General features: G+C 71.3%; 25 protein-coding genes. 14 read left to right on the top strand and 11 right to left on the bottom strand.

Translation table 11 applies throughout. The annotated features are described in order from the left end of the window. Positions 1-72 precede the first annotated feature (72 nt). Positions 73-1,881: an AMP-dependent synthetase/ligase gene (locus ACHUEU_RS04700; protein WP_394214741.1), complete on the bottom strand. Its 1,809-nt coding sequence runs from the start codon at positions 1,879-1,881 to the stop codon at positions 73-75. A 185-nt stretch (positions 1,882-2,066) separates the two neighbouring features. Here ACHUEU_RS04700 and ACHUEU_RS04695 point away from each other — a divergent pair, with 185 nt between their 5' ends. Beyond that, positions 2,067-3,002 carry an ROK family glucokinase gene (locus ACHUEU_RS04695; protein WP_394214740.1) on the top strand — a complete coding sequence of 312 codons (936 nt, stop codon included), beginning with the start codon at positions 2,067-2,069 and terminating at the stop codon, positions 3,000-3,002. Between the two features lie 18 nt (positions 3,003-3,020). Here ACHUEU_RS04695 and ACHUEU_RS04690 read toward each other — a convergent pair whose 3' ends face one another. After that, positions 3,021-3,575 carry a hypothetical protein gene (locus ACHUEU_RS04690; protein ID WP_394214739.1) on the bottom strand — a complete coding sequence of 185 codons (555 nt, stop codon included), beginning with the start codon at positions 3,573-3,575 and terminating at the stop codon, positions 3,021-3,023. Beyond that, complete coding sequence (locus ACHUEU_RS04685; RefSeq protein WP_394214738.1) at positions 3,575-4,345, bottom strand: alpha/beta hydrolase; 771 nt, start codon at positions 4,343-4,345, stop codon at positions 3,575-3,577. Before ACHUEU_RS04685 ends, ACHUEU_RS04690 begins: the two co-directional genes overlap by 1 nt. A 76-nt stretch (positions 4,346-4,421) precedes the next feature. Here ACHUEU_RS04685 and ACHUEU_RS04680 point away from each other — a divergent pair, with 76 nt between their 5' ends. Both ACHUEU_RS04680 and ACHUEU_RS04675 read left to right on the top strand, forming a co-directional pair. Then, a complete protein-coding gene (locus ACHUEU_RS04680; protein WP_394214737.1) occupies positions 4,422-5,156 on the top strand; it encodes a lysophospholipid acyltransferase family protein in 735 nt (244 codons plus the stop codon). Between the two features lie 58 nt (positions 5,157-5,214). After that, positions 5,215-6,609 carry a class II 3-deoxy-7-phosphoheptulonate synthase gene (locus ACHUEU_RS04675; protein WP_394214736.1) on the top strand — a complete coding sequence of 465 codons (1,395 nt, stop codon included), beginning with the start codon at positions 5,215-5,217 and terminating at the stop codon, positions 6,607-6,609. Positions 6,610-6,618: 9 nt separating this feature from the next. On the opposite strand, the gene pknB is transcribed toward ACHUEU_RS04675, so the two are convergent. Further along, positions 6,619-8,676, bottom strand: a complete 2,058-nt coding sequence (gene pknB / locus ACHUEU_RS04670; RefSeq protein WP_394214735.1) for a Stk1 family PASTA domain-containing Ser/Thr kinase — start codon at positions 8,674-8,676, stop codon at positions 6,619-6,621. A 135-nt stretch (positions 8,677-8,811) separates the two neighbouring features. On the opposite strand from pknB, the gene ACHUEU_RS04665 reads away from it, so the two are divergent. Then, the gene (locus ACHUEU_RS04665; RefSeq protein WP_394214734.1) at positions 8,812-9,165 is read left to right on the top strand and encodes an Rv2175c family DNA-binding protein; all 354 of its coding nucleotides are present in this window, start codon (positions 8,812-8,814) and stop codon (positions 9,163-9,165) included. A gap of 51 nt (positions 9,166-9,216) precedes the next feature. Here the strand turns inward: ACHUEU_RS04665 and ACHUEU_RS04660 are convergent, their stop codons facing one another. Then, on the bottom strand, positions 9,217-10,350 hold the full coding sequence (locus ACHUEU_RS04660; protein WP_394214733.1) for a polyprenyl synthetase family protein: 1,134 nt from the start codon (positions 10,348-10,350) through the stop codon (positions 9,217-9,219). A gap of 151 nt (positions 10,351-10,501) precedes the next feature. On the opposite strand from ACHUEU_RS04660, the gene ACHUEU_RS04655 reads away from it, so the two are divergent. From ACHUEU_RS04655 to ACHUEU_RS04635, 5 genes are all read left to right on the top strand, one after another. Beyond that, on the top strand, positions 10,502-11,662 hold the full coding sequence (locus tag ACHUEU_RS04655; protein WP_394214732.1) for a hypothetical protein: 1,161 nt from the start codon (positions 10,502-10,504) through the stop codon (positions 11,660-11,662). A 51-nt stretch (positions 11,663-11,713) separates the two neighbouring features. Further along, positions 11,714-12,919, top strand: a complete 1,206-nt coding sequence (metX, locus tag ACHUEU_RS04650; RefSeq protein ID WP_394214731.1) for a homoserine O-acetyltransferase MetX — start codon at positions 11,714-11,716, stop codon at positions 12,917-12,919. A 75-nt stretch (positions 12,920-12,994) separates the two neighbouring features. Beyond that, the gene (locus ACHUEU_RS04645) at positions 12,995-13,411 is read left to right on the top strand and encodes a universal stress protein (RefSeq protein WP_394214730.1); all 417 of its coding nucleotides are present in this window, start codon (positions 12,995-12,997) and stop codon (positions 13,409-13,411) included. A gap of 123 nt (positions 13,412-13,534) precedes the next feature. Continuing rightward, positions 13,535-14,968: an RNA polymerase sigma factor gene (locus tag ACHUEU_RS04640; protein WP_394214729.1), complete on the top strand. Its 1,434-nt coding sequence runs from the start codon at positions 13,535-13,537 to the stop codon at positions 14,966-14,968. A gap of 120 nt (positions 14,969-15,088) precedes the next feature. Continuing rightward, on the top strand, positions 15,089-15,643 hold the full coding sequence (locus tag ACHUEU_RS04635; protein WP_394214728.1) for a GNAT family N-acetyltransferase: 555 nt from the start codon (positions 15,089-15,091) through the stop codon (positions 15,641-15,643). Between the two features lie 312 nt (positions 15,644-15,955). Here ACHUEU_RS04635 and ACHUEU_RS04630 read toward each other — a convergent pair whose 3' ends face one another. After that, positions 15,956-16,174 carry a DUF7455 domain-containing protein gene (locus ACHUEU_RS04630; RefSeq protein WP_096803350.1) on the bottom strand — a complete coding sequence of 73 codons (219 nt, stop codon included), beginning with the start codon at positions 16,172-16,174 and terminating at the stop codon, positions 15,956-15,958. 175 nt (positions 16,175-16,349) lie between these two features. Between ACHUEU_RS04630 and ACHUEU_RS04625 the strand changes: the two genes are divergently transcribed. From ACHUEU_RS04625 to ACHUEU_RS04605, 5 genes are all read left to right on the top strand, one after another. Beyond that, positions 16,350-18,467 carry a DNA gyrase/topoisomerase IV subunit B gene (locus tag ACHUEU_RS04625; RefSeq protein WP_394214727.1) on the top strand — a complete coding sequence of 706 codons (2,118 nt, stop codon included), beginning with the start codon at positions 16,350-16,352 and terminating at the stop codon, positions 18,465-18,467. Further along, positions 18,464-19,249, top strand: a complete 786-nt coding sequence (gene hisF / locus ACHUEU_RS04620) for an imidazole glycerol phosphate synthase subunit HisF (RefSeq protein ID WP_394214726.1) — start codon at positions 18,464-18,466, stop codon at positions 19,247-19,249. Before ACHUEU_RS04625 ends, hisF begins: the two co-directional genes overlap by 4 nt. Before the next feature lie 85 nt (positions 19,250-19,334). Further along, a complete protein-coding gene (locus ACHUEU_RS04615; protein ID WP_394214725.1) occupies positions 19,335-19,550 on the top strand; it encodes a hypothetical protein in 216 nt (71 codons plus the stop codon). A 367-nt stretch (positions 19,551-19,917) separates the two neighbouring features. Then, a complete protein-coding gene (locus ACHUEU_RS04610; RefSeq protein ID WP_394214724.1) occupies positions 19,918-20,304 on the top strand; it encodes a hypothetical protein in 387 nt (128 codons plus the stop codon). Further along, on the top strand, positions 20,301-20,471 hold the full coding sequence (locus tag ACHUEU_RS04605; RefSeq protein WP_394214723.1) for a hypothetical protein: 171 nt from the start codon (positions 20,301-20,303) through the stop codon (positions 20,469-20,471). Before ACHUEU_RS04610 ends, ACHUEU_RS04605 begins: the two co-directional genes overlap by 4 nt. Before the next feature lie 76 nt (positions 20,472-20,547). On the opposite strand, the gene ACHUEU_RS04600 is transcribed toward ACHUEU_RS04605, so the two are convergent. From ACHUEU_RS04600 to ACHUEU_RS04580, 5 genes are all read right to left on the bottom strand, one after another. Continuing rightward, a complete protein-coding gene (locus tag ACHUEU_RS04600) occupies positions 20,548-20,865 on the bottom strand; it encodes a hypothetical protein (RefSeq protein ID WP_394214722.1) in 318 nt (105 codons plus the stop codon). 516 nt (positions 20,866-21,381) lie between these two features. Then, complete coding sequence (locus tag ACHUEU_RS04595; protein WP_394214721.1) at positions 21,382-22,263, bottom strand: D-hexose-6-phosphate mutarotase; 882 nt, start codon at positions 22,261-22,263, stop codon at positions 21,382-21,384. Between the two features lie 41 nt (positions 22,264-22,304). Further along, the gene (locus ACHUEU_RS04590) at positions 22,305-22,469 is read right to left on the bottom strand and encodes a hypothetical protein (RefSeq protein WP_394214720.1); all 165 of its coding nucleotides are present in this window, start codon (positions 22,467-22,469) and stop codon (positions 22,305-22,307) included. 6 nt (positions 22,470-22,475) lie between these two features. Further along, a complete protein-coding gene (locus ACHUEU_RS04585; protein ID WP_394214719.1) occupies positions 22,476-23,123 on the bottom strand; it encodes a hypothetical protein in 648 nt (215 codons plus the stop codon). Between the two features lie 27 nt (positions 23,124-23,150). Continuing rightward, positions 23,151-25,607, bottom strand: a complete 2,457-nt coding sequence (locus ACHUEU_RS04580; RefSeq protein ID WP_394214718.1) for a DNA gyrase/topoisomerase IV subunit A — start codon at positions 25,605-25,607, stop codon at positions 23,151-23,153. Between the last annotated feature and the right edge of the window lie 74 nt (positions 25,608-25,681).

The raw sequence follows: 25,681 nt of genomic DNA, 5'->3' as shown, positions 1-25,681 counted from the left end.
AGCGTACGACGCGACCCCGACAGCGCAGCGGCGCGAGGCCGCCCCGCCGTCGGGGTCGCGATATCCGTGCGGTCAGCTCCTCGGCTTCTCGCCCGAGTAGATGGCCTCGATGATCGGCGCCAGGTCCTTGACCACGACGTTGCGCTTCAGCTTCAGCGAGGGGGTGAGGTAGCCGTTCTCCTCGGTGAAGTCCGAATCGATGACCTCGAAGGCCCGAATGGACTCCGCGCGGGAGACGGTCCGGTTCGCCCGGTCCACCACCGTCTGCAGCTCTGCACGCACCTGCTCGTGCTTCGCGGCCTCGGCGACGGTCATCTCGGGCAGCCCGTTGTTCTTCAGCCAGGTGCCCAGCATCTCCGCGTCCAGGGTGAGGATCGCCGCGACGAAGGGCTTCTGGTCACCGATCACCACGCACTGGCTGACCAGCGGGTGCGAGCGCAGCTGGTCCTCGAGCTGGGCCGGGGAGATGTTCTTCCCGCCGGCGGTGACGATGACCTCCTTGGAGCGGCCGGTGATGGTGAGGTTCCCGTCCGCGTCGAGCGCCCCCAGGTCTCCGGTGCGGAACCAGCCGTCCTGGAGCGACTCCGCCGTGGCCTCGGGGTTGTTGTGGTAGCCGGCGAAGACCATCACGCCCTTGACCAGGATCTCGCCGCTCTCGTCGATCGCGACGGTGCTGCCCGGCAGCGGCGGGCCGACAGTGCCCGGGCGCACGTCCCAGGGGAGGTTCACACAGATCGGCGCGGTGGTCTCGGTGAGCCCGTACCCCTCGAGGATCGTCACGCCGATGCCGCGGAAGAAGTGGGACAGCCGGGCGCCGAGCGGCGCACCGCCGGAGACCGCCCACTGGACGTTTCCACCCATCGCGTCGCGGAGCTTGCCGTAGACCAGCCTCTCGAACAGCGCGTGCTTCGCCCGGAGTGCGAGCGGCACCCTCCCCGCGGAGAGCGCGGTGGAGTGGGCGATGGCCGTCTCTGCGGCGGCGGTGAAGATCTTGCCTCTGCCCGCGGCGATGGCCTTGGCTTCCGCACCGTTGTAGACCTTCTCGAACACCCGTGGCACGGCGAGCAGGAACGTCGGCTTGAAGGCGGCCAGGTCCGGCAGCAGGGTCTTCGTGTCCGAGGTGAACGCGGTGGTGACCGGCCAGGATGCGGCGAGCACGGTGATCAGGCGGGCGAACACGTGGGCCATGGGCAGGAACATCAGCAGCCGGCTGCCCGGGGGCAGCACCTGCTCGCCCAGCAGGTTCAGCGCGCTGCGGGTGGTGTCCACGAAGTTCGCATGGGTGAGCTCGGCGCCCTTGGGTCGGCCGGTGGTCCCGGAGGTAAAGATGATCGTGGCGACGTCGTCCAGCCGCCGACTGGTGCGTCGCGCCTCGAGGTCCTGGTCGCTCACCTCGGCGCCGCGTGTCTTCAGGGTCTCGAGGGCTCCGTCTTCCAGCACCCCGATGTGCCTGAGCTCCGGGAGCTCGCCGCGGACGGACTCCACGTCCTCCTGGTGCCGGGTCGACTCGACGAGCACGTACTTCGCCGCGGAGTCGGAGGCGATCCACTGGATCTGGCTGGGGGAGGAGGTCTCGTAGATCGGGACGCTGATCCCGCCTGCCCACCACACCGCCCAGTCCATGAGTGCCCACTCGTAGCGGGTGCGGGAGAGGATCGCGACCACATCACCGGACTCGATGCCCGTGGCGATCAGCCCCTTCGCGATCTGCGTGACCTCCTCGATGAAGTCAGCGGTGCTCAGGGGCCGGTAGGTCCCGTCGTCCTGGGCGAGCTCGTAGATGGGGACCGACGGGTTGGCGCGGAGCCTCCCGAGCAGGAGGTCGGTCGTGTTCTCGTCTGGACGGCTCTCATGCTGCGGCGGCGAGGTGAACTGCTTCATCGAATCTCCTTCGATCCGGCCAGGGGCGCGAGGCGGGCACGGCCAGCGGCTGCCCGGAAGCGCTGGTGGGGTCGTCTCAAGCTTACGGCAGGTGACGCATACGATGGCGCATGACAGGCAGCGGGGCAGATGCCCTCGCGACAGCTGTCCTCGGCAGCGCGAGGACCGGAACTGACAGGAGCGGCATGCTCTCCATCGGAGTGGACATCGGCGGGACCAAGATCGCGGCCGGGGTGGTGGACGAATCGGGGGAGATCATCACCGCGACCACCCGCAGCACGCCCGCGACCGACGCCGCCCTGATCGAGGCGGCCGTGGCGGACGCGGTCGCCGAACTGCAGAAGGACCATGCCGTGGTCGGTGTCGGGGTGGGGGCCGCCGGGTTCGTCGGTGCCGACCGACGCACCGTGAACTTCGCGGCCAACCTCGCCTGGCGCCAGCATCCGCTGGCCGAGGAGCTGGAGCGCCTCACCGGGCTTCCGGTCGTGGTCGAGAACGACGCGAACGCGGCCGGCTGGGCCGAATACCGCTTCGGGGCCGCGACCGAGGCCGCCCACATGCTCATGGTGACCGTGGGCACCGGGCTGGGAGGGGCCATCGTCCTGGACGGTCAGCTGGTGCGCGGCAGTGCCGGGTTCGCAGGGGAGATCGCGCATGTGACCGCGGTCCCGGACGGCCAATGGTGCGGCTGCGGCCGGCGCGGCTGCCTCGAGCAGTACACCGCCGGCACCGCCCTGGTGCGCACCGCGAAGCGGCGGGCCGGGGCGGGCGATCCGCTGATGAGCCCGCTGCTGCAGGCAGCAGGTGGGAACAAGCGGGAGATCGACGGTCCGCTGATCACCCGGCTCGCCCAGCAGGGCGATCCCGGATCGCAGGAGCTGATCGCGGAGATCGGCACCTGGCTGGGGAGGGGCCTGGCCTCGATCGCGTCCCTGCTGGACCCGGACGTGTTCGTCGTCGGCGGCGGGGTCGCCGCCGCCGGAGACCTGCTGCTCGAGCCGGCCCGGGAGGCCTACGCCAAGAATCTCACGGCGCGCTCGCACCGGCCGCTGGCCCCGTTCGTCGTGGCCGGCATGGGCAACCGGGCCGGGATCGTCGGCGCCGCGGACCTCGCCCGCTGATCTGCGGGCTCGACGCCCTCAGAGCTCGGCCCCGTCGTCGCTATCGCCGTCGTGCTCCCGAGGCGCGCGCAGCAGGAGGGAGACCAGCCCTGCGAGCGTGGCGAGGCCGCCGAGCCAGCCGAGCAGGCCCGGCAGGGACGGGGTGACGGCGACGATGAGCATCAGCACGAATCCTCCGAGCAGCGCGGTCCACGACCACATCGCCCCGTCCGAGGGCGTGGGCAGGTCGGGGTCCGGCTGCTCGAAGTCCCCGTAGATGACCTCGTCGTCGTCGAGCTCCCGGGGCACCGCGGCATCGCGCGGTCCGGACGGACCGAGGCCACCTGCGGAGGGGTGCGCCGCCCGCGAGCGGGCCACGGACTCCGCGCTGGGCGGCTCCGGCGGGGAATCGGCGCCGGGCGACCACAGCGACTCGTCGGCGGCGCCGGCGGGATCCGCGTCATCCGACGGTGCCGGATGCTCCGGTGCCGCAGGTTCCCGCGGCGCCTGCCCGGGACGCAGCTGCAGCCCTTCGCCCTCGAGCATCCGGGCGAACTCGGCATCGACGTCCCGAGGCCCGTGATCCGTGTTCATCAGCGACCTCCCGGTACCGGGACGTGCTGGTCGAGGAAGCGTGCGGAGGCCTCGAACAGCATCCCGGCATCATGGTCCAGGGTCGCCAGATGGAAGCTGCGGGTCAGGGACAGCCGCTCCACGGGACCGCGCACCCCGGCGGCGACGATGTCGCTGTCCGTGGGCGGGACGGTGTGATCGATGCGCGAGGTGGCCAGCAGCACGGGCACCTCCACTGCGCCGAGCGCCCGGCGCGTGCGCCGGAACAGGCGGCGCAGCTGCGCGATCGCCGGCACCGGAAGGCGCCCGTAGGCCTCTTCACGGACCCCGCTCCGCGCGACGTCCGACCCGATTCCCGGCAGGGTGCGCACCACCGGCGCGATCAGCCCGGCCGCGTTCGCCGCCACGGGCAGGGTCATCCCCGGATTCACGGCGACCACGGCCGAGATGCGTCCGCGCAGCTGCGGGTCCTCGGCGAGCGCGAGCGCGAGCGCACCGCCCATCGACAGCCCGCCCACGGCGATCGGGCCATGCTCCTGGGACAGGGCGAGGGCGGCCTCGCGCACGCAGTGATACCAGTTGCGCCAGGAGGTCGCGGCGAGCTCCCGCTCCGTGGTGGCGTGCCCGGGCAGGAGCGGCAGGTCGACCGCCCATCCGCGAGCGGCATGGTCCTCGGCCCAGGGCCGCATCGACTGCGGCGAGCCGGTGAACCCGTGGCACAGGAGCAGCCCGCCGCGCGGGTTAGGGTGTCCGGGCGCGCGCCAGGGGCGGGAGAGGTCGCTGAACGCCATGTGCCCATCGTCGCACCCGCACCGTCATGCGTCATCCGGATCCCGGCTCGACAGAGCTCCGACCGAGGAGTCCCCCGTGCTCTACGAGATCGCCAAACCCGTCGTCATGGCGGTGGTGAGGGTGGTGTGGAACCCCACGATCAGCGGGACCGCGCACATTCCCGACCGCGGCCCGGTGATCCTGGCGTCCAACCATCAGGCGTACTCCGACACGGTCTTCCTGCCCGGGCAGGTGCGGCGCAGCGTGAACTTCCTGGGGAAGTCGGACATCTTCGAGGGGCGCTCGCCGGTGCACCGTCTGGTCGCCGCGGTGATGCGCGGCATCCGGGTGATGCCGGTGGACCGCAGCGGCGGTGACGCCTCCCGCTCCGCGATCGAGGCCGGGCTCGCCGTGCTCGAGCGCGGCGAGGTGCTGGGGATCTATCCCGAGGGGACGCGCAGCCCCGATGGCCGACTGCATCGCGGGAAGACCGGTGTGGCGCGCTTCGCCCTCGCCTCCGGAGCGCCGGTCGTGCCGGTCGCGATGCTCGGCGCGCACGAGGCGCAGCGCGGACGACGCTGGCTCCCGCGGCGTCGGCCGCGCATCCACGCCCTCGTCGGACCACCGGTCGATGTGCAGTCGGTCCTCGAAGAGTGCGCCGGCGCCGAGGAGGCGGAGGTGCTGCGGGCGGTGACCGACGCGGTGATGGACAGCATCCACGCCCTCTCCGGCCAGGAGCGGGTGGAGGAGTACGCGAGCGTCATGAAGCAGCGCCTGCGCGCCGCGGACGGCCGGTCGCCGGGCCCGGCGGAGCCGGACTCCGCGGTGTGAGCGACCGCCCCGTGGGACCGCCCCTCCGGACCGGGCCAGGACTGGCTACCCTGGGCGGGTGACTCCATTCAGCTCTGATGCTCCCGCTCGCGCCCACGCCTTCACCCTGTCCTCGGCCGACGACGGACTGGCGGCCCTCAGCGCCTGGCGCGAGTATCCGCGGGTGCAGCAGCCGGTGTGGCCCGACGAGGCCGCACGCGAGAAGGTCTTCGGCGACCTGCGCGCCGCCCCGCCCCTGGTGTTCGCCGGCGAGGTCGACGTGCTGCGTGACCGCATCGCCGCCGCGGCCCGGGGCGAGGCCTTCCTGCTCGCCGGGGGTGACTGCGCGGAGACCTTCGCGGACTCCACCGCCGATCGGATCCGGAACAAGATCCGCACGATCCTGCAGATGTCGGCCGTCCTCACCTACGGGGCCTCGCTGCCGGTGGTGAAGATGGGCCGCATGGCGGGACAGTTCGCCAAGCCCCGTTCGGCCGACGAGGAGACCCGTGACGGGCAGACCCTGCCCACCTACCGTGGAGACGCCGTCAACGAATTCGACTTCACGCCCGCCGCGCGGATCCCGGATCCCGCCCGGCTGTGGAGGACCTACACCACCAGCGCCACGACGCTGAACCTGCTGCGCGCATTCACCGGCGGCGGCTTCGCCGATCTGCGCGAGGTCCACTCCTGGAACCGCGGATTCACCTCAGGCGCCGGGTATGATCGCTACGAGGAACTGGCCGGTCAGATCGACAAGGCCGTGCGCTTCATGGACGCCATCGGGGCGGACTTCGATGCCCTGAAGGTCGTGGAGTTCTATGCCTCCCACGAGGCTCTGCTGCTGGACTATGAGGAGGCGCTCTCCCGCATCGACTCCCGTACGGGCGAGATCTACGGCTGCTCCGGCCACTTCCTGTGGGTCGGGGAGCGCACCCGGCAGCTCGACGGCGCGCACGTCGACTTCATGGCCCGCCTGCGGAACCCGATCGGCGTCAAGCTCGGGCCGACGGCCACCGTCGACGACGCTCTTCGCCTGATCGACCGCCTCGATCCGGAGCGCGAGCCCGGCCGTCTGACCTTCATCACCCGCATGGGTGCCGGCACGATCCGCGATCGGCTCCCGGCGCTGGTCGAGGGCGTGCGGGACTCCGGGGCGCAGGTGGCCTGGGTGACCGATCCGATGCACGGCAACACCATCACCTCCTCCAACGGATACAAGACACGTCGCTTCGAGGACATCCTCGATGAGGTGGTCGGATTCTTCGAGGTGCACCAGGCGCTGGGGACCGTCCCCGCCGGTCTGCACATGGAGCTCACCGGCGATGACGTCACCGAAGTGCTCGGCGGCAGCGGCGAGATCGACGAGGAGGGGCTCACCCGCCGCTACGAGACCCTCGTGGATCCGCGGCTGAACCACCAGCAGTCCCTCGAACTGGCCTTCCTGGTCGCCGAGATGCTCTCGCGTCGTTGAGCCGAGCAGTCAGAAGACCTTGAGGGTGATGGTCGAGCCCTTCTCGAGCTCCGCACCCGCGGCCGCCGACTGTTCGTAGACCAGTCCGAACACCGGCTCCCCCTTGTCGTGCACGACCTCGACCGCGAAGCCTGCCTCCGCGAGCGCGGCCTTCGCCTCGGCCTCGGGCGTGCGGAACACGTCGGGCACCGTCACCATCTCCGGTCCGAGCGAGGTGACGATGTGCACGGTCTCGCCGCGGAACAGCGTTCCGGAGGCGGGGGACTGGGAGATGACCGCGCCGCGAGGCACGCTGCCGGAGTGCGCCTGCCCACTGGTGACCTCGAATCCGGCGTCCTCGAGGGCGGTACGTGCGGCCCCACCATCGCGTCCGCGCTGATCGGGCACCGAGAGCGGCTGCCGTCCCTGGGAGAGCACGACGTGCACCTCGCCACCGGCGGGCAGCGCATCGGCCGCAGCGGTCTGGGAGATGACCTCGCCCTCCGGCACGGTCTCGGAGTATTCCGGGGCATCCTGGACGAGTTCCAGGCCGAGCGCTCCGACCTCGGTGCGGGCGTTGTCGAGGTCGAGCCCGACCAGCTGGGGGACGGGGAAGGTCTGCTCGCCCTTGGAGACCCTCACCTGGACCTCGGCTCCTTTCTTGACGGCACTGCCGGTGGAGGGGGAGGCGGAGATGACATGGCCCGCGGGGACGGTGTCGTCGAACTGCTCCTCGGTGCTGACGGACAGGTCGGCGGAGGTGAGAGCCGCCTCGGCATCAGCGAGCGGTGTGCCGATGACCAGGGGGACGGTCCTGTCGGCACCGGGACCGGTGTTCAGGTACCAGTCGCCTCCGGCCCACGCCCCGAACGCGAGCACGGCGAGCAGGCTCAGCGTCGCGAGCAGCGCCATCGGCCGCGAGCGCCGGCGGGCCCCATGGGGGAGATGGCGCCCCCGGGGCATGCGCGGGGCGCGCAGCACCACGAGCCGCTGATCGCTGTCGTCCTCCGTCTGCTCCCGCGCGGAGGAGCCCTGCTCCGTGGCGTCCGCCGCCTCCGGGTCCTCGGCAGCGGCGGGGGGCTGCTCGGCGTCCTCTGCCGGAGCGAGCAGGTCGGCGGGGAAGGTGCGCGGGCCGTGGTCGAGCGCAGAGGCGACCTCCTCGAGCGAGGTCGTCATCTGCGGGACGTCGGAGGTGCTGGTCGACTCCCGCACCTGCGGCCGGGAGTCGAGCACCGCGGCCGGGAGGGTCGCGGCGAGCTCCTGCACCGCTCGCAGCAGATCCGTCGCAGTCGCCGGCCGCTGCTCGACCTGCCGTGCTGCGGACCAGGTGACCAAGGAGTCGAGTTCGCGAGGGATGCCGGAGACGAGGGAGGAGGGCGCCGGGATGTCCTCGTGGACGTGCTGGAACGCGATGTGGACCGGCTGCTCGCCCCGGAAGGGTTGGTGGCCGGTGAGCATCTCGAACAGCACGATCCCGAGGGAGTACAGGTCGCTGCGCTCATCTGCATGGCCGCGGGTGACCAGCTCGGGGCTGATGTAGGCGACCGTCCCCAGCAGCGCCGCGCTGGCCGAGGAGTTGCTCGAGCCGGTGGCGCGGGCCAGGCCGAAGTCCGCGACCTTCACCAGGTCGTCCTCGGCGATGAGGATGTTCTCGGGCTTGATGTCCCGATGGACGATGCCGGCCTCATGCGCGGCCACCAGGGCCTGCAGCACCTGGGTGGTGACATCGAGGCTGTCGCGGAGGGTGAGCCGCTCCTGGGCGACGATGCGGGCCCGCAGCGTCTCCCCCTCGATCAGCTCCATCGCGAGGTAGATGCGGTCCTCGTCCTCGCCCTGGTCGAACACGCCGACCACATTGCGATGGGCCAGGCGGGCGGCGGAGCGTGCCTCCCGCCCGAAACGGCGTCGGAAATCCTCGTCCATCGCCAGATGGGGATGCATGATCTTCAGCGCCACCACGCGGTCGAGCCGCTCGTCATGGCCGCGATGGACGGTCGCCATTCCGCCGCGCGCGATCAGCTCCTCGACCCGGTAGCGGTCGTCGAGGAGCTGGCTGATGCCGGGGGAGGTCGACGTCGCCGCGCTCACGGGGCCAATCTAGGGGGGCCGATGCTCGGTATGCGGCACCGACACACGGCAGGCGCCGGTGCGAATGCGAGGCGGAGCCCACGGCGGTCCCGGTCCGGGATGCGCTCGGGCGCACGGACGTGGCATTGTGGTGCCGTGGACGATCTCGATGCCCTCATCCCCGAATGGCTCACCCTGCCCGACGTCGCCGAGCGGCTGGACGTGGAGGTCTCGCGCGTCCGACGCCTGATCGAGGAGGGGCAGCTGATCTCGCTGCGCCGCGGGAGCCCCGTGGTGCGCAAGGTGCCCGCCCTGATGGTCACCGAGGACGGACTCATCCCGCATCTGGCCGGCACCATCACGATCCTCCGCGACGGGGGCTTCGACGACGAGGAGCTGCTGGCCTGGCTGTTCACCGCGGACGAGAGCCTGCCGGGCCGTCCGATCGACCAGCTCCGCAGCGGTCAGCGCGGCGAGGTGCGCCGACGCGCGCTCGCCCTCGCGCTCTGACCCCGCCGCCGTCCCAGCACCGTCCCGCCGCGGTGCTGAGCGTCTGCCGATTCAGGCGGTGAAGGACTCCACATCGGTGGCCATCGCGGCGAGCGCCCCGAGGCCGGTACGGCCGGTCCCTCCCAGCATCGAGGCGTTCGCGAGCAGGGCGCGACCGTGCTCCGCCCGCTGTCGGACCTCCTGCACCACCGACTCCACCGCCCCGGTGGAGACCATCAGGTCGTGCACCGCTGCGATCTGCGCCGCGGAGCTCCCGGCGCGGCCGACGACCTCGGCCAGCAGTGCCCGGCCCTCCGCCCCTGTCGCCGCCTCGGTGCGCGCCAGGAGCACCGTGCGCTTGCCCTCGACGATGTCGCCGCCGATCGGCTTGCCGGTCTCGTGCTGGTCGCCGACCACGCTCAGCAGGTCATCGCGCAGCTGGAAGGCGGTGCCGACCTCGATGGCCCAGCCCGAGAGCGTCTCCAGCGCTGCCTCGGAGGCGCCCATCAGGGCGGCACCGATGCGCACCGGCCGCAGCACGGTGTAGGGGACCGTCTTCCACCGGATCACGGAGAGCGCGGCCTGCTCCGCGTCGACGGCGGAGGAGAAGCCGCCCGCCTGCTGCAGGATGTCCAGGAACTGGCCCGACATCACCTCGGTGCGCAGGGCGTCGAACTCGCGGCGGGCGGCGGCGACGGCGTCGGACCCGCCTGTGATGCCGGCGGCGATCTGCTCCGCCCAGCTCAGCGCCAGGTCACCGAGCACGATCGCGACCGCGATCCCGTAGTCGTCCGCGGAGCCCCCGAGTCCGGCGTCGCGGTGGCACCGGCCCGCCTGGACGTGGAGCGCCGGCCGGCCGCGGCGGACGGGGGAGTGGTCGATGACGTCGTCGTGCATCAGCGCCGCCGCCTGGACCAGCTCGATCGCTGCGCCGTAGCGGGCCAGGGAGTCGAGCTGGGCCTCCGTGGGCTCCCGGTCGAGAGCCGCGACCCCGCCCCAGAAGCAGAAGCGGGGTCGCAGCAGCTTGCCGCCTTCGAGATAGTCGAGCAGCCGGACGGGCAGCTCCGCGGTCTCGGGCGAGATCGCTGACAGCTCGCGGCGGCGCTCCTCGAGCTCATCGCGGGTGATCTCTGCGATCCGGGCGACCAGCCGCTGATCGAGGTCATGCAGCACTGCGTCGACGTCAGGGGTGTCAGCGGAGGTCATCGAAGGGTCCTTTCCGAACGGGCCCCACGATCCTCCCACGTCCCCGTGAGCGGCAGCGCACGCGGGCCGACGGTTCCTCCCCACACCACGTCCGTCCCCACTCGGCGGCGCGCTGCTGCGCACAGGCATGGAGTCGGACAGGGTCTCCTGCATGACGACCGACACCACACCCGCTGACCATGGCCTCCCCCGCCTCGGGGTGGAGGATCCCGCCGAACTGCTCGCCGAAGCCCGTCTCTGCCTGGGGGAGCCGCCCACCGACTGCCTGATCCTCGCCGGCAGCGAGGGGAGGGGCTCCTCGGCGCTGATCACCCGCTCCCCGCTCCATGATCTGCTGGGCCCCCGCGGGCACGCCCACCTGCAGCGCCACCTGGCACTGATGCGGGAGCGGGGCTCCGGGGCGGTGAGCGCCCTGATCGTGCTCGGCGACGGCCACCAGGCACTGCTCGCCCCCGTCGTCGAGGACATCCTGCAGCGGGCGGGGACGCTCGTGCACGAGGCCGCGCGGGCGCTCGGTGACGAGGCCCGCACCCTCAGGAGCGTCCACGGCGCAGCAGGCTCGACCTGTTGGACTCTGCACCGGGTGCCGTCCCGCTCCGGGGGTGCAGCGGTGCGACTGACGGAGTCCGGGCCGCTGCGGGAGTTCGCCGACACCCGCACCGCGGCGAGCGCCGTGCTGCGCGGGCGCCCGATCCCGCGAGGAGATGCGCACGAGGCACGGCTGCTCGAGATCGGACGAGGCCTGGAGCTGCCAGCCGTCGACATCGCCTCCGCAGCGGATCCCGCCACCCTGTTCGCGACCGCGCGAGCGGCGCTCCTCCCGCTCCTGGCAGGGTCCGGGAGGCTCTCGGGACAGGTCCGGATGACGAAGTGTGAACAGGTGGCCGCGCTGCTGTCCGCCGTCGCGGTGGACCGCCTGCACTGGGAGCTCCTGGCCCAGTGCGTCGAGCACGGCGGCGCACGCGAGATCGACCGGGAGACCCTTCTCCAGGGTCTCGTCGCCGACCCGGACCGGGCCCCGCATCCGGATGTCTGTGCAGGTGGTGAGTGGTATGTGGGATTGGAGCGGATGCGTTCGATCGCCGCCGCAGCGACCTCCCACGGGAGCCCGGCGCAGCGCAGCACGGCACGGTCCGCATGGCGAGCGCTGACGGCGCTGCTGGTGCTGCTGGCGTGGTGGAACCACCGCTTCGCCACCGCGGGCGGTCTCGTCGACGAGCTCCGGGAGGAGGAACCGGACTCGACTCTGGCACCCTTGCTGTCACGGATGACCGACACCCCGATCTTCCCCGCCTGGTGGCCCAGCGCCTGACCCGAGGACTCGTTCCGCGGAGGCCGGGAGGGCCCTGAAGGAGCAGCACCGATGACCATTCTCGGAGAGCACCGCGATCTCGACGCGGCCACCTCCGTCCAGGACGGAGCGTCGGGCCCGGAAACGTCGGCGCCGCCGACCGGCAGCACCGCCGGTGCATGGCATCCGCGGCACGGGACCGGGGAGCGCCGCTTCGCCGGGATCGGTGCGCTCACGCTCGAGAGCGGCGTCGTGCTCCCGGACGTCACCCTCGCCTACGAGAGCTGGGGGAGCCTGGACGAGGACCGTGGCAATGCCGTGCTCGTGCTGCATGCGCTGACCGGGGACTCCCACCTCCGCGGACCGGCCGGGAGATCCCATCCGAGCGCCGGCTGGTGGGAGGAGATGGTCGGTCCCGGCCGACCGATCGACACCGACCGCTTCCACGTCATCGCCCCGAACGTCCTCGGCGGCTGCCAGGGGAGCACCGGCCCGAGCTCGCCGGCACCTGACGGCCGCGCCTTCGGCTCGCGGTTCCCGGTCCTGACCACTCGGGACCAGGTGGCCGCCGAGCGCCGGCTGCGTGAGCAGCTCGGCATCGCGCGCTGGGCGCTGGTGATCGGTGGCTCCATGGGCGGGATGCGCGCCCTGGAATGGGGCGTCTCCCACCCGGAGGAGGTGGAGCGTCTCGCCGTGATCGCCTCCTCGGCCCGGGCGACAGCGGACCAGATCGCCTGGAACAACGCTCAGATCGCCTCCATCCGACTCGACCCGGAGTTCCACGGCGGCGACTACTACGACACCGGCGCCGGTGCCGGCCCCCGCACCGGGCTCGGTATCGCCCGCCGCATCGCGCACACCACCTACCGCACCGCCGAGGAGCTCGAGGACCGCTTCGGCAACCGCCCCCAGGGGCAGGAGAACCCCTTCGACGGTCGCGGCCGACACCAGGTGACCAGCTATCTCGATCACCACGCAGACAAGCTCGCCCGCCGGTTCGATGCGAACTCGTATCTCACCCTGGCCGAGACGATGAGCACCCACGACGTAGGGCGAGGCCGTGGCGGAGTGGCCATCGCGCTGCAGCGGGTCACGGCCCGCACCCTCGTGGTCGCCATCGACTCCGATCGCCTGTTCCCGCCCGCGCTGGTGCAGGAGACGGCGCTGCACATCCCCCGGGCCGCATGGCACGTGGCGTCCTCCCCCATCGGGCACGACGCGTTCCTGCTCACCCATCCGGGACTGGAGAAGTGGATCAGCGACCTCCTCGCCGTCTAAGCTGAGCCAGCAGGTCACTGAGCGCCGCCGGCGCCCAGACCACCGGGAACCGCTCGTTCAGTGAGGAGACGTCGCATGACCATCGTCGTGGGGTACTCCCCGTCGGGCCAGGGACGGGCCGCGCTGCGCGCCGCGATGCGCTACGCGGCACGCCACGCCGAGGGGATCGCCGTCGCCTCGCACCAGTATCACGACCCGGAGCGCGGGGCCACCGCCGCGACCGAGGACGAGGTCCGGGCGGAGCTGGAACGGGCCGGTGTCCAGTGCGGAGACGTCACTATCCGCACCAGTGCGGAGCGGGACGTCGGGGAGTTCCTGCTCTCCGTCGTCGACGAGGTCGAGGCGAGCCTGATCGTGATCGGCCTGCGGCGCAAACCTCCCATCGGCAAGCTGAACCTCGGAGCGTCAGCGCGCCGCGTCGTGCTCGGGGCGCCGTGTCCCGTGCTCGCTGTCAAAGACGATCCTCTGACCTCCGCGAACACTCGCGTCTGAACCACGTGGACGCGTGGGAATAAACCCGTGCGACGGGCGTTATACTCGACAGGCTTGACGGCACCGTGCGTTCGTGCGCCGTGAGACCGGTCCACACCGGATCCGCAGCGCGCAGCGCAGACCGTGAGCCGCGCCGAGAAGACCGATCGCCCGAGTGTGGCGGACCGCCCGCACCGGGCCGCCGCCGGAAGAAGGAACTCTGTGACCTCCTCCAGTACTGCTGAGACCTCGCCCACGGCGAAGAGCTCGACCCGCGCCTCGGCCCCGAAGGCAGCGAAGAACACCGAGGCCGAGGCCGTCGAGACCGACACCGCCGACTCCTCCCCGGATGCGACGACCAGCGCCGAGAAGGTGCCGGCGACGAAGACTGCGGCCAAGAAGGCCCCTGCCAAGAAGGCCGCGGCCAAGAAGGCTCCGGCATCGAAGGCGGCCCCCCGCAAGACGGCCGCGAAGAAGGCCGCGGTCAAGGCCGTCGAGCCCGAGGCCGAGAACGACGCCGAGGACGAGACCGAGGACAGCGAGGCCAAGAAGACCCAGTCCACGAACGACGCCAAGGTCGAGGCCTCGGGAGGCTTCGTCTACAACGCCGCGGTGGACGACGCCCCGGCGCAGCAGGTCGTCACCGCCGGCGCCACGGCCGATCCGGTCAAGGACTACCTCAAGCAGATCGGCAAGGTCGCGCTGCTGAACGCCGCGCAGGAGGTCGAGCTCGCCGAGCGCATCGAGGCCGGGCTCTTCGCCGAGCAGAAGCTCAAGGGCGACGAGTCTCTCAAGGACAAGAACGGTCGCCTCACCAAGCACGGTCGCGAGCTGACCATGATCGTCGATGACGGCCGCGCCGCCAAGGACCATCTGCTCGAGGCCAATCTCCGCCTCGTGGTGTCCCTGGCCAAGCGGTACACCGGCCGCGGAATGCTGTTCCTGGACCTCATCCAGGAGGGCAACCTCGGTCTGATCCGCGCCGTCGAGAAGTTCGACTACGCCAAGGGCTACAAGTTCTCCACCTACGCCACCTGGTGGATCCGTCAGGCCATCACCCGAGCGATGGCGGACCAGGCCCGCACCATCCGCATCCCCGTGCACATGGTCGAGGTCATCAACAAGCTCGCCCGTGTGCAGCGGCAGATGCTCCAGGACCTCGGCCGCGAGCCGACCCCCGAGGAGCTCGCCAAGGAGCTGGACATGACGCCCGAGAAGGTCGTCGAGGTCCAGAAGTACGGCCGGGAGCCGATCTCACTGCATACCCCCCTGGGAGAGGACGGCGACAGCGAGTTCGGCGACCTCATCGAGGACTCCGAGGCCGTGGTCCCGGCCGACGCGGTCAGCTTCACGCTGCTGCAGGAGCAGCTCCACTCGGTGCTGGACACCCTTTCCGAGCGCGAGGCCGGGGTGGTCTCCATGCGCTTCGGGCTCGAGGACGGCCAGCCCAAGACCCTGGACGAGATCGGCAAGGTCTACGGCGTGACCCGTGAGCGGATCCGCCAGATCGAGTCCAAGACCATGTCGAAGCTGCGTCACCCCTCGCGCTCGCAGGTCCTGCGGGACTACCTCGACTGAGCGAGTTCCCCTGCACGACGGACGGTCCACGGGTCCGGATTCGGGAGAATCCGGGCCCGTGCTCGGTCCGAGGCCGCAGCTGCGGCCGGAGACGGCACCCACGTTCCCGGGAGAAGGTCGATGAGCACGACATCGCGAACTGTCGCGCAGACGGACAGATCTCTGCGCGTCCATCGCGTCGGCATCGAGGACTGGGAGTCCCATCGGGATCTGCGCCTGGATATGCTGGCCGCGGACCCGAACGCGTTCTGGGCCGATCCGGACGAGGTCCGTGCCCGCACCGCGCAGCAGTGGCGCGCAGAGATCGCCGGCCCTCGGCTGCACCTGCAGGCGCGTCGCGGCCAGGCGGTGCTGGGCGGTATCGCACTGCTGCCGGCCGGGTACACCCCGGAGCACCCGATCCCTCCGGACCGTGCGCACATCGTCTCGCTCTGGGTGCGGCCCGAGGCGCGAGGAAGCGGGATCGCCCGCCGTCTGTTCGCGGCCCTCACCCGGCTCTCGCTCGACCTCGGGCGTCCGGACCTGCGCCTGGACGTGGACGAGTCCAACCTCGCCGCACAGAGGCTGTACGAGCGTCTCGGCTTCACGGCGACCGGTGAGCGGGACCCGCGTCAGGGCCGCAGCACCGCATGGGTCGAGTACGCGATCCGGGCCGAGCACCTGCTGGCGGACTGACGGCGGGTGCTCCGCCGTGCAGGCGCCGCGGAGGGGGCACCCATGCGGGGACGACGCAGGGCGCCCACCTTCTGGTGGGCGCCCTGCGTGCCATCAGGCCGATGTGCGGCGGCGGTCTCGGACTTGCGCTCGCATGCCGTAGCGCGTCGCTCAGCGGTGTCTGCTGGCTGCGCTCCTACCGTTCGCGAGCTCGCAGTACGTCGCTCAGCTCTGCGTGCGGACTGCGCTCCTACCGTTCGCGAGCTCGCGGTACGTCGCTCAGCTCTGCGTGCGGACTGCGCTCCTACCGCTCGCGAGCTCGCAGTACGTCGCTCAGTCTTCGATCGGCTCGGGCTTGAGGTGCAGGCGCTCGGTCTCGTCGATGACCTCGGAGGCGACGGTGGTGAATGCGTCCTGGTGGGCGCGCGCGTGGTGGGCGCAGAACATCAGTTCGCCACCGGCCTCGAGGAGGACCTTGACGTAGGCCTGGGCGCCGCAGCGGTCGCAGCGGTCATGTGCCGTGAGCCGGGGAGCTTCAAGAGTCAGGTTCATAGCCCCATTTGTAGCATCGCGGAGCATCTCCGGGGGAGTGTCCACAGGCGCGGTTCGCTGGGGGCGCAACGGCGTGTGAGCGGCGACGCGGATGCAGCGGCCGGTCCCGACCTGTGAGGGGGACGGCACGGCTCAATGCCGGGTTCGACGCGCTCGGACCCGTAGGATCCGAGGGGTGTCCACCACCAGCGCTGCGAAGAAGTCCGCCTACGATGCCCGCAACCTCCAGGTCCTCGAGGGCCTCGAGGCCGTGCGCAAGCGTCCCGGCATGTACATCGGCTCTACCGACTCTCGGGGGCTCATGCACTGTCTCTGGGAGATCCTCGACAATGCCGTCGACGAAGCGCTCGGCGGGCACGGGGAGTCGATCGAGGTCATCCTCCACGAGGATCACTCGGTGGAGGTGCGGGACACCGGCCGCGGCGTCCCGGTGGATGTCGAACCCCGCACCGGCCTGACCGGCGTCGAGGTCGTCTACACCAAGCTCCATGCCGGCGGGAAGTTCGGCGGCGGCTCCTATGCCGCCTCGGGCGGCCTGCACGGCGTCGGTGCGAGCGTCGTCAACGCCCTGTCCGGCCGGCTCGACGTCGAGGTCGACCGCGGCGGCAAGGTCTACGCCATGAGCTTCCAGCGCGGCCAGCCCGGCGAGTTCGCCGACACCGATGGCCCGGACCCCGAGTCCCCGTTCACCCCGTCCTCCGGGGCTGCTGCGCTGCGGGTGGTGGGGAAGGCCAAGCGGGGCGTGACCGGGACCCGGGTGCGCTACTGGGCAGATCCGCAGATCTTCGTCAAGGGCTCCCATTTCTCGCTCGACGACCTCAACCGCCGCTCCCGGCAGACCGCCTTCCTGGTGCCCGGCCTCAAGCTCTCGGTCACCGATCGCCGTCCCGAGGCGTCCCCGGACCAGCCGGCGACCCGCACCTACAAGTACGACGGCGGCATCAGCGAGTTCGTCGAGTACCTCGCCCAGGATCAGAAGATCACCGACGTGATCCGGCTGCACGGCACGGGTGAGTACACCGAGACGATCCCGGTGCTGGATGCGAAGGGCCACATGGTCTCCACCGATGTGGAGCGCTCCTGCGAGGTCGACATCGCCCTGCGCTGGGGAGCGGACTTCGACTCGACCGTGCGCTCCTTCGTGAACATCGTCGCCACCCCCAAGGGCGGCACCCATGTCACCGGCTTCGAGCAGGCGATGGTCAAGACCGTGCGCAAGCAGGTCGAGAACCACGCGCGCCGGGTGAAGTTCAACGCGAAGAACGAGAAGATCGAGAAGGACGACACGCTCGCGGGCCTCACCGCCGTGGTCAGCGTGCGCATCGACGAGCCGCAGTTCGAGGGGCAGACCAAGGAGGTCCTCGGCACCCCTGCGATCCGTGCGATCGTCGCCAAGGTCGTCGAGGAGCGGCTGACGGACTTCCTCACCTCGACGAGCAAGGGCGAGAAGGAGCAGGCCAACCTGGTCATCGACAAGGTGGTCTCGGAGATGCGGGCACGGATCGCCGCCCGCATGCACAAGGAGGTCTCCCGTCGCAAGAACGCGCTGGAGTCCTCCACCATGCCCACCAAGCTCGCCGACTGCCGCACCCACGACGTGGAGCGCTCCGAGCTGTTCATCGTCGAGGGCGACAGCGCGCTGGGCACCGCGAAGAACGCCCGCTCCTCCGAGCATCAGGCGCTGCTGCCGATCCGCGGCAAGATCCTCAACACCCAGAAGGCGTCCGTGACGGACATGCTGAAGAACACCGAGTGCGCGGCGATCATCCAGGTGATCGGGGCCGGGTCCGGCCGCACCTTCGACCTGGACGCCGCCCGCTACGGCAAGATCATCATGATGACCGACGCCGACGTCGACGGCGCCCATATCCGCACCCTGCTGCTGACCCTGTTCCACCGCTACATGCGGCCCCTGGTCGAGGCCGGGCGGGTCTACGCGGCGGTGCCCCCGCTGCACCGGGTGGAGATCATCCACGGCGGCAAGAAGAAGAACGAGCTGGTCTACACCTACTCGGAGGCGGAGCTGAACACGCTGCTGAAGAACCTCGAGCGCCGTGGCAAGAAGTACAAGGAGCCGATCCAGCGCTACAAGGGCCTGGGCGAGATGGACGCCGATCAGCTGGCGGACACCACCATGGATCCCGGCCATCGCACGCTGCGGCGGGTGCGGATCGAGGATGCCGAGGCCGCCAGCGCCGTCTTCGAGCTGCTGATGGGCTCCGAGGTCGCTCCGCGCAAGCAGTTCATCATCGAGGGAGCCGAAGAGCTCGATCTGGAGAGGATCGACGCATGAGTGTCGCCGTCCGCGTGATCCCGTGCCTGGACGTCGACGCCGGCCGCGTCGTCAAGGGCGTGAACTTCCAGGACCTGCGCGATGCCGGGGACCCGGTGGAGCTGGCCGCCCGCTACGGCGCGGAGGGCGCCGATGAGCTGACCTTCCTCGACGTCACCGCCTCCTCCGGCGGCCGGGACACCATGATCGACGTGGTGCGTGCTGCCGCCGAGCAGATCTTCATCCCGCTGACCGTCGGCGGCGGCGTGCGCTCGGTGGACGATGTCGACCAGCTGCTGCGGGCCGGCGCCGACAAGTGCGGGGTGAACACCGCGGCGATCGCCCGCCCCGAGGTGATCTCCGAGATCTCCCGCCGCTTCGGCAATCAGGTGCTGGTGCTGTCGATCGACGCCCGGCGCGTCACCGATGACACCCCTGAGGGCACCGCCCGCTCCGGCTCCGGCTTCGAGGTCACCACCCACGGCGGCCGGCGCGGCACCGGCATCGATGCGATCGCCTGGATCCGTGAGGTCACCGAGCGAGGGGCCGGGGAGATCCTGCTGAACTCGATGGACGCCGACGGCACCAAGCAGGGCTTCGACCTCGAGCTGATCCGCCTGGCGCGCGAGGCCACGACCCTGCCGCTGATCGCCTCCGGCGGCGCGGGCACGCCCGAGGACTTCGCCCCCGCGGTCCACGCCGGCGCCGATGCGGTGCTGGCCGCGAGCGTCTTCCACTTCCAGCAGCTGACGATCGCGCAGGCGAAGGCGGCGATGGTCGCCGAGGGGATCGCCGTGCGGTGACCGCGCCGCTGGCGGTCGCGCCCCGCCGCACTGTGCCAGGGCGCAGCCTCCGCGAACGGTTCCCGGTCTCGAGGACCGCGGCACCATGGTGCTGCGCAACGAGGCGGTGCAGGTGCGGATTCCCGGGGCGGGCGAGCTGTATGCACCGCACCAGGGATGGTTGCCCGAGCTCAGCGAAGGTGTCGACGAGCGCGGCGGCACCACCATGGTGATCAGCCGCGGCCTGGGCGACAGCATCGCCGCGGTGCGGGTGAACGACCGGCGCGAGCTGGTGGTGATGGAGCTGCACGGCGCGGAATGAGACAGGGCACCCCATGAGCACGCTTCGTGCACGAGCTCGCCGGCGTGCTGGATGCCGATGGCGACCACCTGCGAGGAGCTCCGCGTCCTCCGACCGGAGGTGGAGGGCTGCCGGAATGACCGTGCAGCCTGGATTCCGGTTGCGGCTGGGTTCGACCTGGAGACACCGCTCCAGGGAACCGTGGATCTGTTCAGCACCGAGTACGACGAGAGCACCGGCGGGATCGGAGACCCGGTGCTGCGGATCGAGGTCTCTGCGCACGAGCCCACCCGGGTTCCGGTCCCGGCATGGCAGGACACGGATTCAGGACCCACCTTGTCGTCCCTCGGGCACTGCTCACCGAGGAGCAGTTCTCGCAGTTCGGCGGGTGTACGCGACGATCACCGCGTCGCCGCGCCCCGACCTGCCCGCGGAGCTGAGAGCCGAGGGGATCGAGGCCCATATCGGCTGGGCGGCGGAGGACTTCGCCCCGTATCAGGCCACCATCGACACCAGCCGCCTGCTGAACCTGGTGGTCCTGGCCGTCGGCCTGGGCGCCTTCCTGCTCGCCGCGGCCGATTTGGCGATGGGACGCCGGGCGGAGCACGCCCGCCTCCGGCTGCTCGGCACCCCTGTGGGCGTGCGCGCGGTGCGCACTGGCTCGAGGTGGCGCTGCCGCTGGTGGTCGGTGGGGGAGCGGCCCTCGCGATCGGGCAGCTGGTCGCCGTCGCCTTCGTCGACACCGGGAACCGTGGCATGGATCCGGGCATCATGACGCACCTCGGCATCGAGAGCCTCACGGGGCCCGCCCTCGCCGTGGTGGGCGGGGCGGTGGTGATCGCTGGGGCGACCTCGATCGGCATCGGCGCTCCGCTGCGACCGGATCACATCCGTCGGGCCCGACTCCCGGAGCGCAGCATGCTGGCCACCCACCCGGCGTGAGACGGCCCGCCCGGACGATGTCCGGGCGGGCCGTGCGGGAAGACCTCGTGAGATCCCCCGGGGATGCGCCGCGGCCTCACCGCAGATGGGAGAGGCCGGTGCCCAGCAGCGCCTGCTGCATGAGCAGCTCGTGCTCCTGGCGCGCCTGCCGGACGGCCAGCTCGCGACGAGCCCGCCGCACCGCTCGGCGGCGGGCGAGGAAGCGGGTCAGCGCGGTCTCGAGCGCGTCCGCGTCGGAGAGCTGCTCGAGCCGGCGCAGGCCGGTGTCGGCACCGGATGATCCGCGGCTCGCCACGGTGTCGCGGGCGGCGCGGGTCGAGGCGGTGGCCTCTGCGGGATCGGTGCTGGCTGTGGTGGTCGGGGTGTGGGTATCGAGGGCAGCGCGAGCGGACAACCTGGGCTCCTGAAGGAGGGTGGTAAGAACGAGGATCCGGCACGGCACGGACAGCAGCTGTCCGTGAAGCGTGCAGGAGGGTGCGCTCGCTACGGGCGACGTCCTCGGGGGTGAGGGCGTCGTGCGGCGAGAGCTGGTCTCAGCGGTGCCGGCGGCGTGGCCGCACGGCGGGGCGCGGAGCGGTCTGCTCCGTCAGCCGGCCATCGGCGCGGCGGGCCCGGCGGTGCTGCGACCCCCAGCGACCGCTCGCAGAGCCACGGGATGTCCGTGAGGCGGGGTGGGGGATGCGGCGAGGCCGGGCGACGCCGCGGCCGGGCCGGCCGAGGTCGCGATCGGGGTCGTATGCATCTCCATACGGACAGTCGACCATCCCGTCCCTGGCGGGCACAACTGATTTATCGGCGACCCGTCGGCGCAGCTCCGGGACGGGCGGCGCAGAGCCCGGCACGACGACGAGGACCCAGCCACCCCCCGGGGGTGGCTGGGTCCCGCGGTCCCCGCTGGGCGGGGTCGGGGTCAGCGCTCGATGCGGTAGGTGACGCCGATGCGGTGCGAGTCCCCGGGAGCGAGCGCCACGTAGCCGTCCTTGGCGATGGCCGGCTCGAGGCACACGAAGTCGGACCAGGCCGCATCGGGGATATCGGCCATCTCCGTCACCAGAGCGTCCCAGGGGTTCCACACCACGGTCTTGGACGTGCCGCGCGGGGTCGAGACGATGCGGCGAGAGTTCTGCGTATCGTTCACGGTCACCTCGGCGGTGGAGTCCACGACCCGGTCGGTGGAGGCGGTCGGGCGCAGCGGCTCCCCCTCCGGCATGACGTCAGCGACCAGGCCCCGGGTGTTGTCGAGGAAGGCGGCGCCCTCCAGGCCGTGGATCTCGATCCGGCGCACATCGCCGACGGCGAGATAGGTGTGCAATGCCGCTTCCAGCTCGAGCGGGCGGGGACCGGCGGTGATCGTGAGATCCACCGACAGCTCGGCGCCGAGGCGGAACCGGGCGGTCGCGGTCAGCGCCTTGACGTCCTCGGGGGTGGCCAGGGTGATCACCACTTCGTCGCCCTCACGCTCGGCGACGACCAGTTCCCAGCGGACGTTCCGCAGCCAGCCGTGCTTGACCTCCATCGCCAGGTCGCGACCCGGTCCGAACCAGGGCCCGATCAGCGGGATACCGCCGCGCACCGCTTCGCGCTCGCCGAAGGCGGAGTCCGGGCTGAGCCACAGCAGGTCCTGCTCGCCGGTGGGGATCCAGCTGATCAGCTGCGCGCCGTCCAGCAGCAGCTCGGCCGTGGCGGCCGGGGTCGTCACCAGCAGCGCCGGGACCCCGTGGGTCTCGCCGAGGCGGACCCCCTCGGGAAGCGGGACGGACGGGGTGGGGGCATCGGTGGCGGTGGGAGTCATGACCCCATCGTCGCACGTCACCACCCGCAGGTTCCGGGCCCTCAGCCTGGTGTCGCGCCGCCGTGACCGGCTCCCGGACCCGCGGGTGCCGGTGCCGCGCTGCGCAGCGGCTCCTCCATGCCCTCCGCGGCTGCCGAGACCGTGCGGATGAACAGCAGCAGCCAGCCGCAGACGATCCCCGCGGCACCCATCTCGAAGGCGGTCATGTTCAGTTAGCCCACCCCCGCGTACAGCACGGTGGCGGTCACCAGCAGGGCGAAGGCGATGGCGGTGACGGCGATCAGCGCTCCGGGCAGCCGCCGCAGCAGCACCGGCACCGCGAGCAGGGTGAGGCCGAAGACGACCACGAGCGACTGGGCGACCACGTCGTGCCAGACGATGCTCACGGAGCGCGAGATCACCGCCACCAGGGCGACCAGCACCCCGACCGTGGTCAGCAGGGCGCGCACGGCGGTGATCCGCCACGCCGGTTCGCCGGCGCCGCGGGCCCAGCGGTGCAGATCGTGGGCGAGGAGCTCGGCCACGGTCACCAGCGACGCCCCGGTCAGCAGCAGGGTGAGGTCGAAGGTGACGCTCGCGAGGTCCTCGCCCTCGCCGAGCTCGGAGAAGTACCGCTGCCACCAGTACGGGTCCTCCGCGCTCATGGCGCTCGCGAGCACCCCCATGGTGAGGAACGCGGCGAGCAGGGTGGCCAGGGAGCGGGTGGTCAGCGACGCAGCTGCCGCCGAGGTGGCATAGGCGGCGACCCCGCCCGCGACGGCGACCCAGAAGGAGCCGGCCAGGCGATCGAGCGCGACCCCCTGGAACGCCTGCTGGAACACGCCGAAGAGGCCCCGGTGTCCGTCGGGGCCGGCCGGCACCCCCGGGCCCGCGGCGGCGTGCGCGGCTCAGCCGACGGCGGCGATCGGCACGGCCTCCGGCGTGCCCGAACCGTCCCGGCGGCCCGTCGGCTCCGGCAGATCGATCGGCTGTCCCGCTTCCGAGGCGGCGCGGGCCGGGTGCGGCACCACCCAGGCGCCGATCAGCGTGTCCTCGCCGCGCAGGAAGCGATGGCAGCGCATCCCGGCCGTGGCCCGGCCCTTGGCGGGAAACTCGGTGAGGGCGGAGACCTTCAGCGAGCCGGTCTGCAGCAGCGGCAGGGTGCCGGAGCTGCCGGCGACGGTGACCACGTCGGCCGGAGCCGTCACATCGATCGCTCCGAAGGAGACCACCCGGTCGCCGCCTGCGAGCTTGATGCCTGCGACGCCGCCCGCGGTGCGACCCTGGGGGCGGATCCCGGAGGCGGGGAAGTGGAGCAGCTGCGCCTCGGCGGTGAGGAAGACCAGATCGAGGTCCTCGTCCTGCTCGAGATCCACGACCCCGACCACGGTGTCGCCGTCCTTGAGCGAGATGATCTCGAAGCCGTCGGACCGCGGGAAGTCGAGCTGGACCCGCTTGACCACACCCTGCGCCGTGCCCAGCGCGATCGCTCCGCCGCGGGCGATGTCCGCCTCGGCCAGACGGACCAGACCCAGGGCGTGCTCCTCGCGCTCGAGGTCGATGAGGTCCGCGAGCCGGGTGCCTCCGGCCAGTGACGGCGCTCCCGCCGTCGGGGCGAGCGAGGGCAGGTCCACGACCGACAGCCGCAGCACGCGGCCACGATCGGTGACCACGCCGACACTCGAGCGGGTGGTGGAGCGGGCGTGGGAGACGATCACGTCGTGCGCGCCGCGCGGTCCCTCGCGCCGCAGCGGCTCCTCGCCGGTGACCCGGGCGATCAGTCCGGTCCCGGTCAGCAGCACCCGGCACGGCTCGTCGGCCACCTCGAGAGAGGCGCCGGAGATCACGGCCGGCTTCTCCGCGGCCTCCAGCAGCACGGTGCGGCGGGAATCACCGTGCTCGGCGGCCACGGCGGCGAGCTCCTCGGAGACCAGCGCCCGCAGCACGGCCTCGGATCCCAGGATCTCCTCGAGCTGCTCGATCTCCCGGCGCAGATCATCGCGCTCGGCCTCGAGATCGATCTGCGAGAACTTCGTCAGCCGTCGCAGCCGCAGCTCGAGGATGTACTCGGCCTGCAGATGCGAGAGATCGAAGACCGTCATCAGCCGGGTGCGCGCCGTCTCGGAGTCGTCGCTCTGCCGCACGATCTGGATGACCTCGTCGATGTCCAGGATCGCCAGCAGCAGACCCTCCACCAGGTGCAGTCGGGCCTTGCGCCTGCTCAGGCGGTGCTCGGTGCGGCGCCGCACCACCGTCAGCCGGTGCTCGACGAACACCTCCAGCAGCTGCTTCAGGCCCAGGGTGCGCGGCTGCCCCTCGACCAGGGCCACATTGTTGATGCCGAAGTTCTCCTCCAGCGGCGTGTACTTGTACAGCTGCTGCAGCACGGCCTCGGGGTCAAAGCCCGACTTCACGGTCATCACCAGGCGCAGGCCGTGGTGGCGGTCGGTGAGGTCCTGGTAATCGGTGATGCCGGTGACCCGCTTGGCCTGCACCGCATCCCGCAGCTTCTCGGCCAGCCGCTCGGGGCCCACCTGGTACGGCAGCTCGGTGACCACGATGCCCTTGCGGCGAGAGGTCACGTTCTCGATCCGGGTGGTGGCCCGCATCTTGAAGGAGCCGCGCCCGGTGCGGTACGCGTCCCGGATGCCGTCCAGGCCCACGATCCGGCCGCCGGTGGGCAGATCCGGACCCGGCACGAAGCGCATCAGCTCCTCGAGCTCCGCCTCCGGATGATCGATCAGGTGCCGCGCGGCGGCGACGGTCTCGACCAGGTTGTGGGGGGCCATGTTCGTGGCCATGCCGACGGCGATCCCGGAGGCCCCGTTGACCAGCAGGTTCGGGTACTGGGCGGGCAGCACCTCCGGCTGCAGCAGCTGATTGTCGTAGTTGGGGATCATGTCCACGACGTCCTCGTCCAGCGAATCCGTCATCAGCAGCGCGGCCTTCGCCAGTCGGGCCTCGGTGTAGCGCGGCGCGGCCGGACCGTTGTCCAGCGACCCGAAGTTGCCGTGGCCGTCGACCAGCGGCATGCGCATGTTGAAGCTCTGCGCCATCCGCACCAGTGCGTCATAGATCGCCGTGTCGCCGTGGGGATGCAGCTTGCCCATCACCTCGCCGACCACGCGCTGGCTCTTGACGTGGCCCTTCTCCGGACGCAGACCCATCTCGGCCATCATGTAGAGGATGCGCCGCTGCACCGGCTTGAGGCCGTCACGGGCGTCCGGGAGCGCCCGGGAGTAGATCACGGAGTACGCATACTCCAGGAACGACGTCTCCATCTCACTGGTGACGTCGATGTCGACGATGGTCTCCTCGACGGCCTCGTCTCCGGAGGGCGGGGTGGTGCTGCGTGATCGGGCCATGCAGAACATCATGGCGCATGACCGGCCATGATCCCGGGAGCCCGGTGCCGGGGAGGGCGTGAATCCCGTCAACC

Source organism: Brachybacterium vulturis, from assembly GCF_043641765.1.
In the GTDB taxonomy this organism is placed as follows: domain Bacteria; phylum Actinomycetota; class Actinomycetes; order Actinomycetales; family Dermabacteraceae; genus Brachybacterium; species Brachybacterium vulturis_A.
The sequence above is the reverse complement of the archived record's forward strand: the minus strand, read 5'-3'. Positions and strand labels throughout refer to the sequence as shown.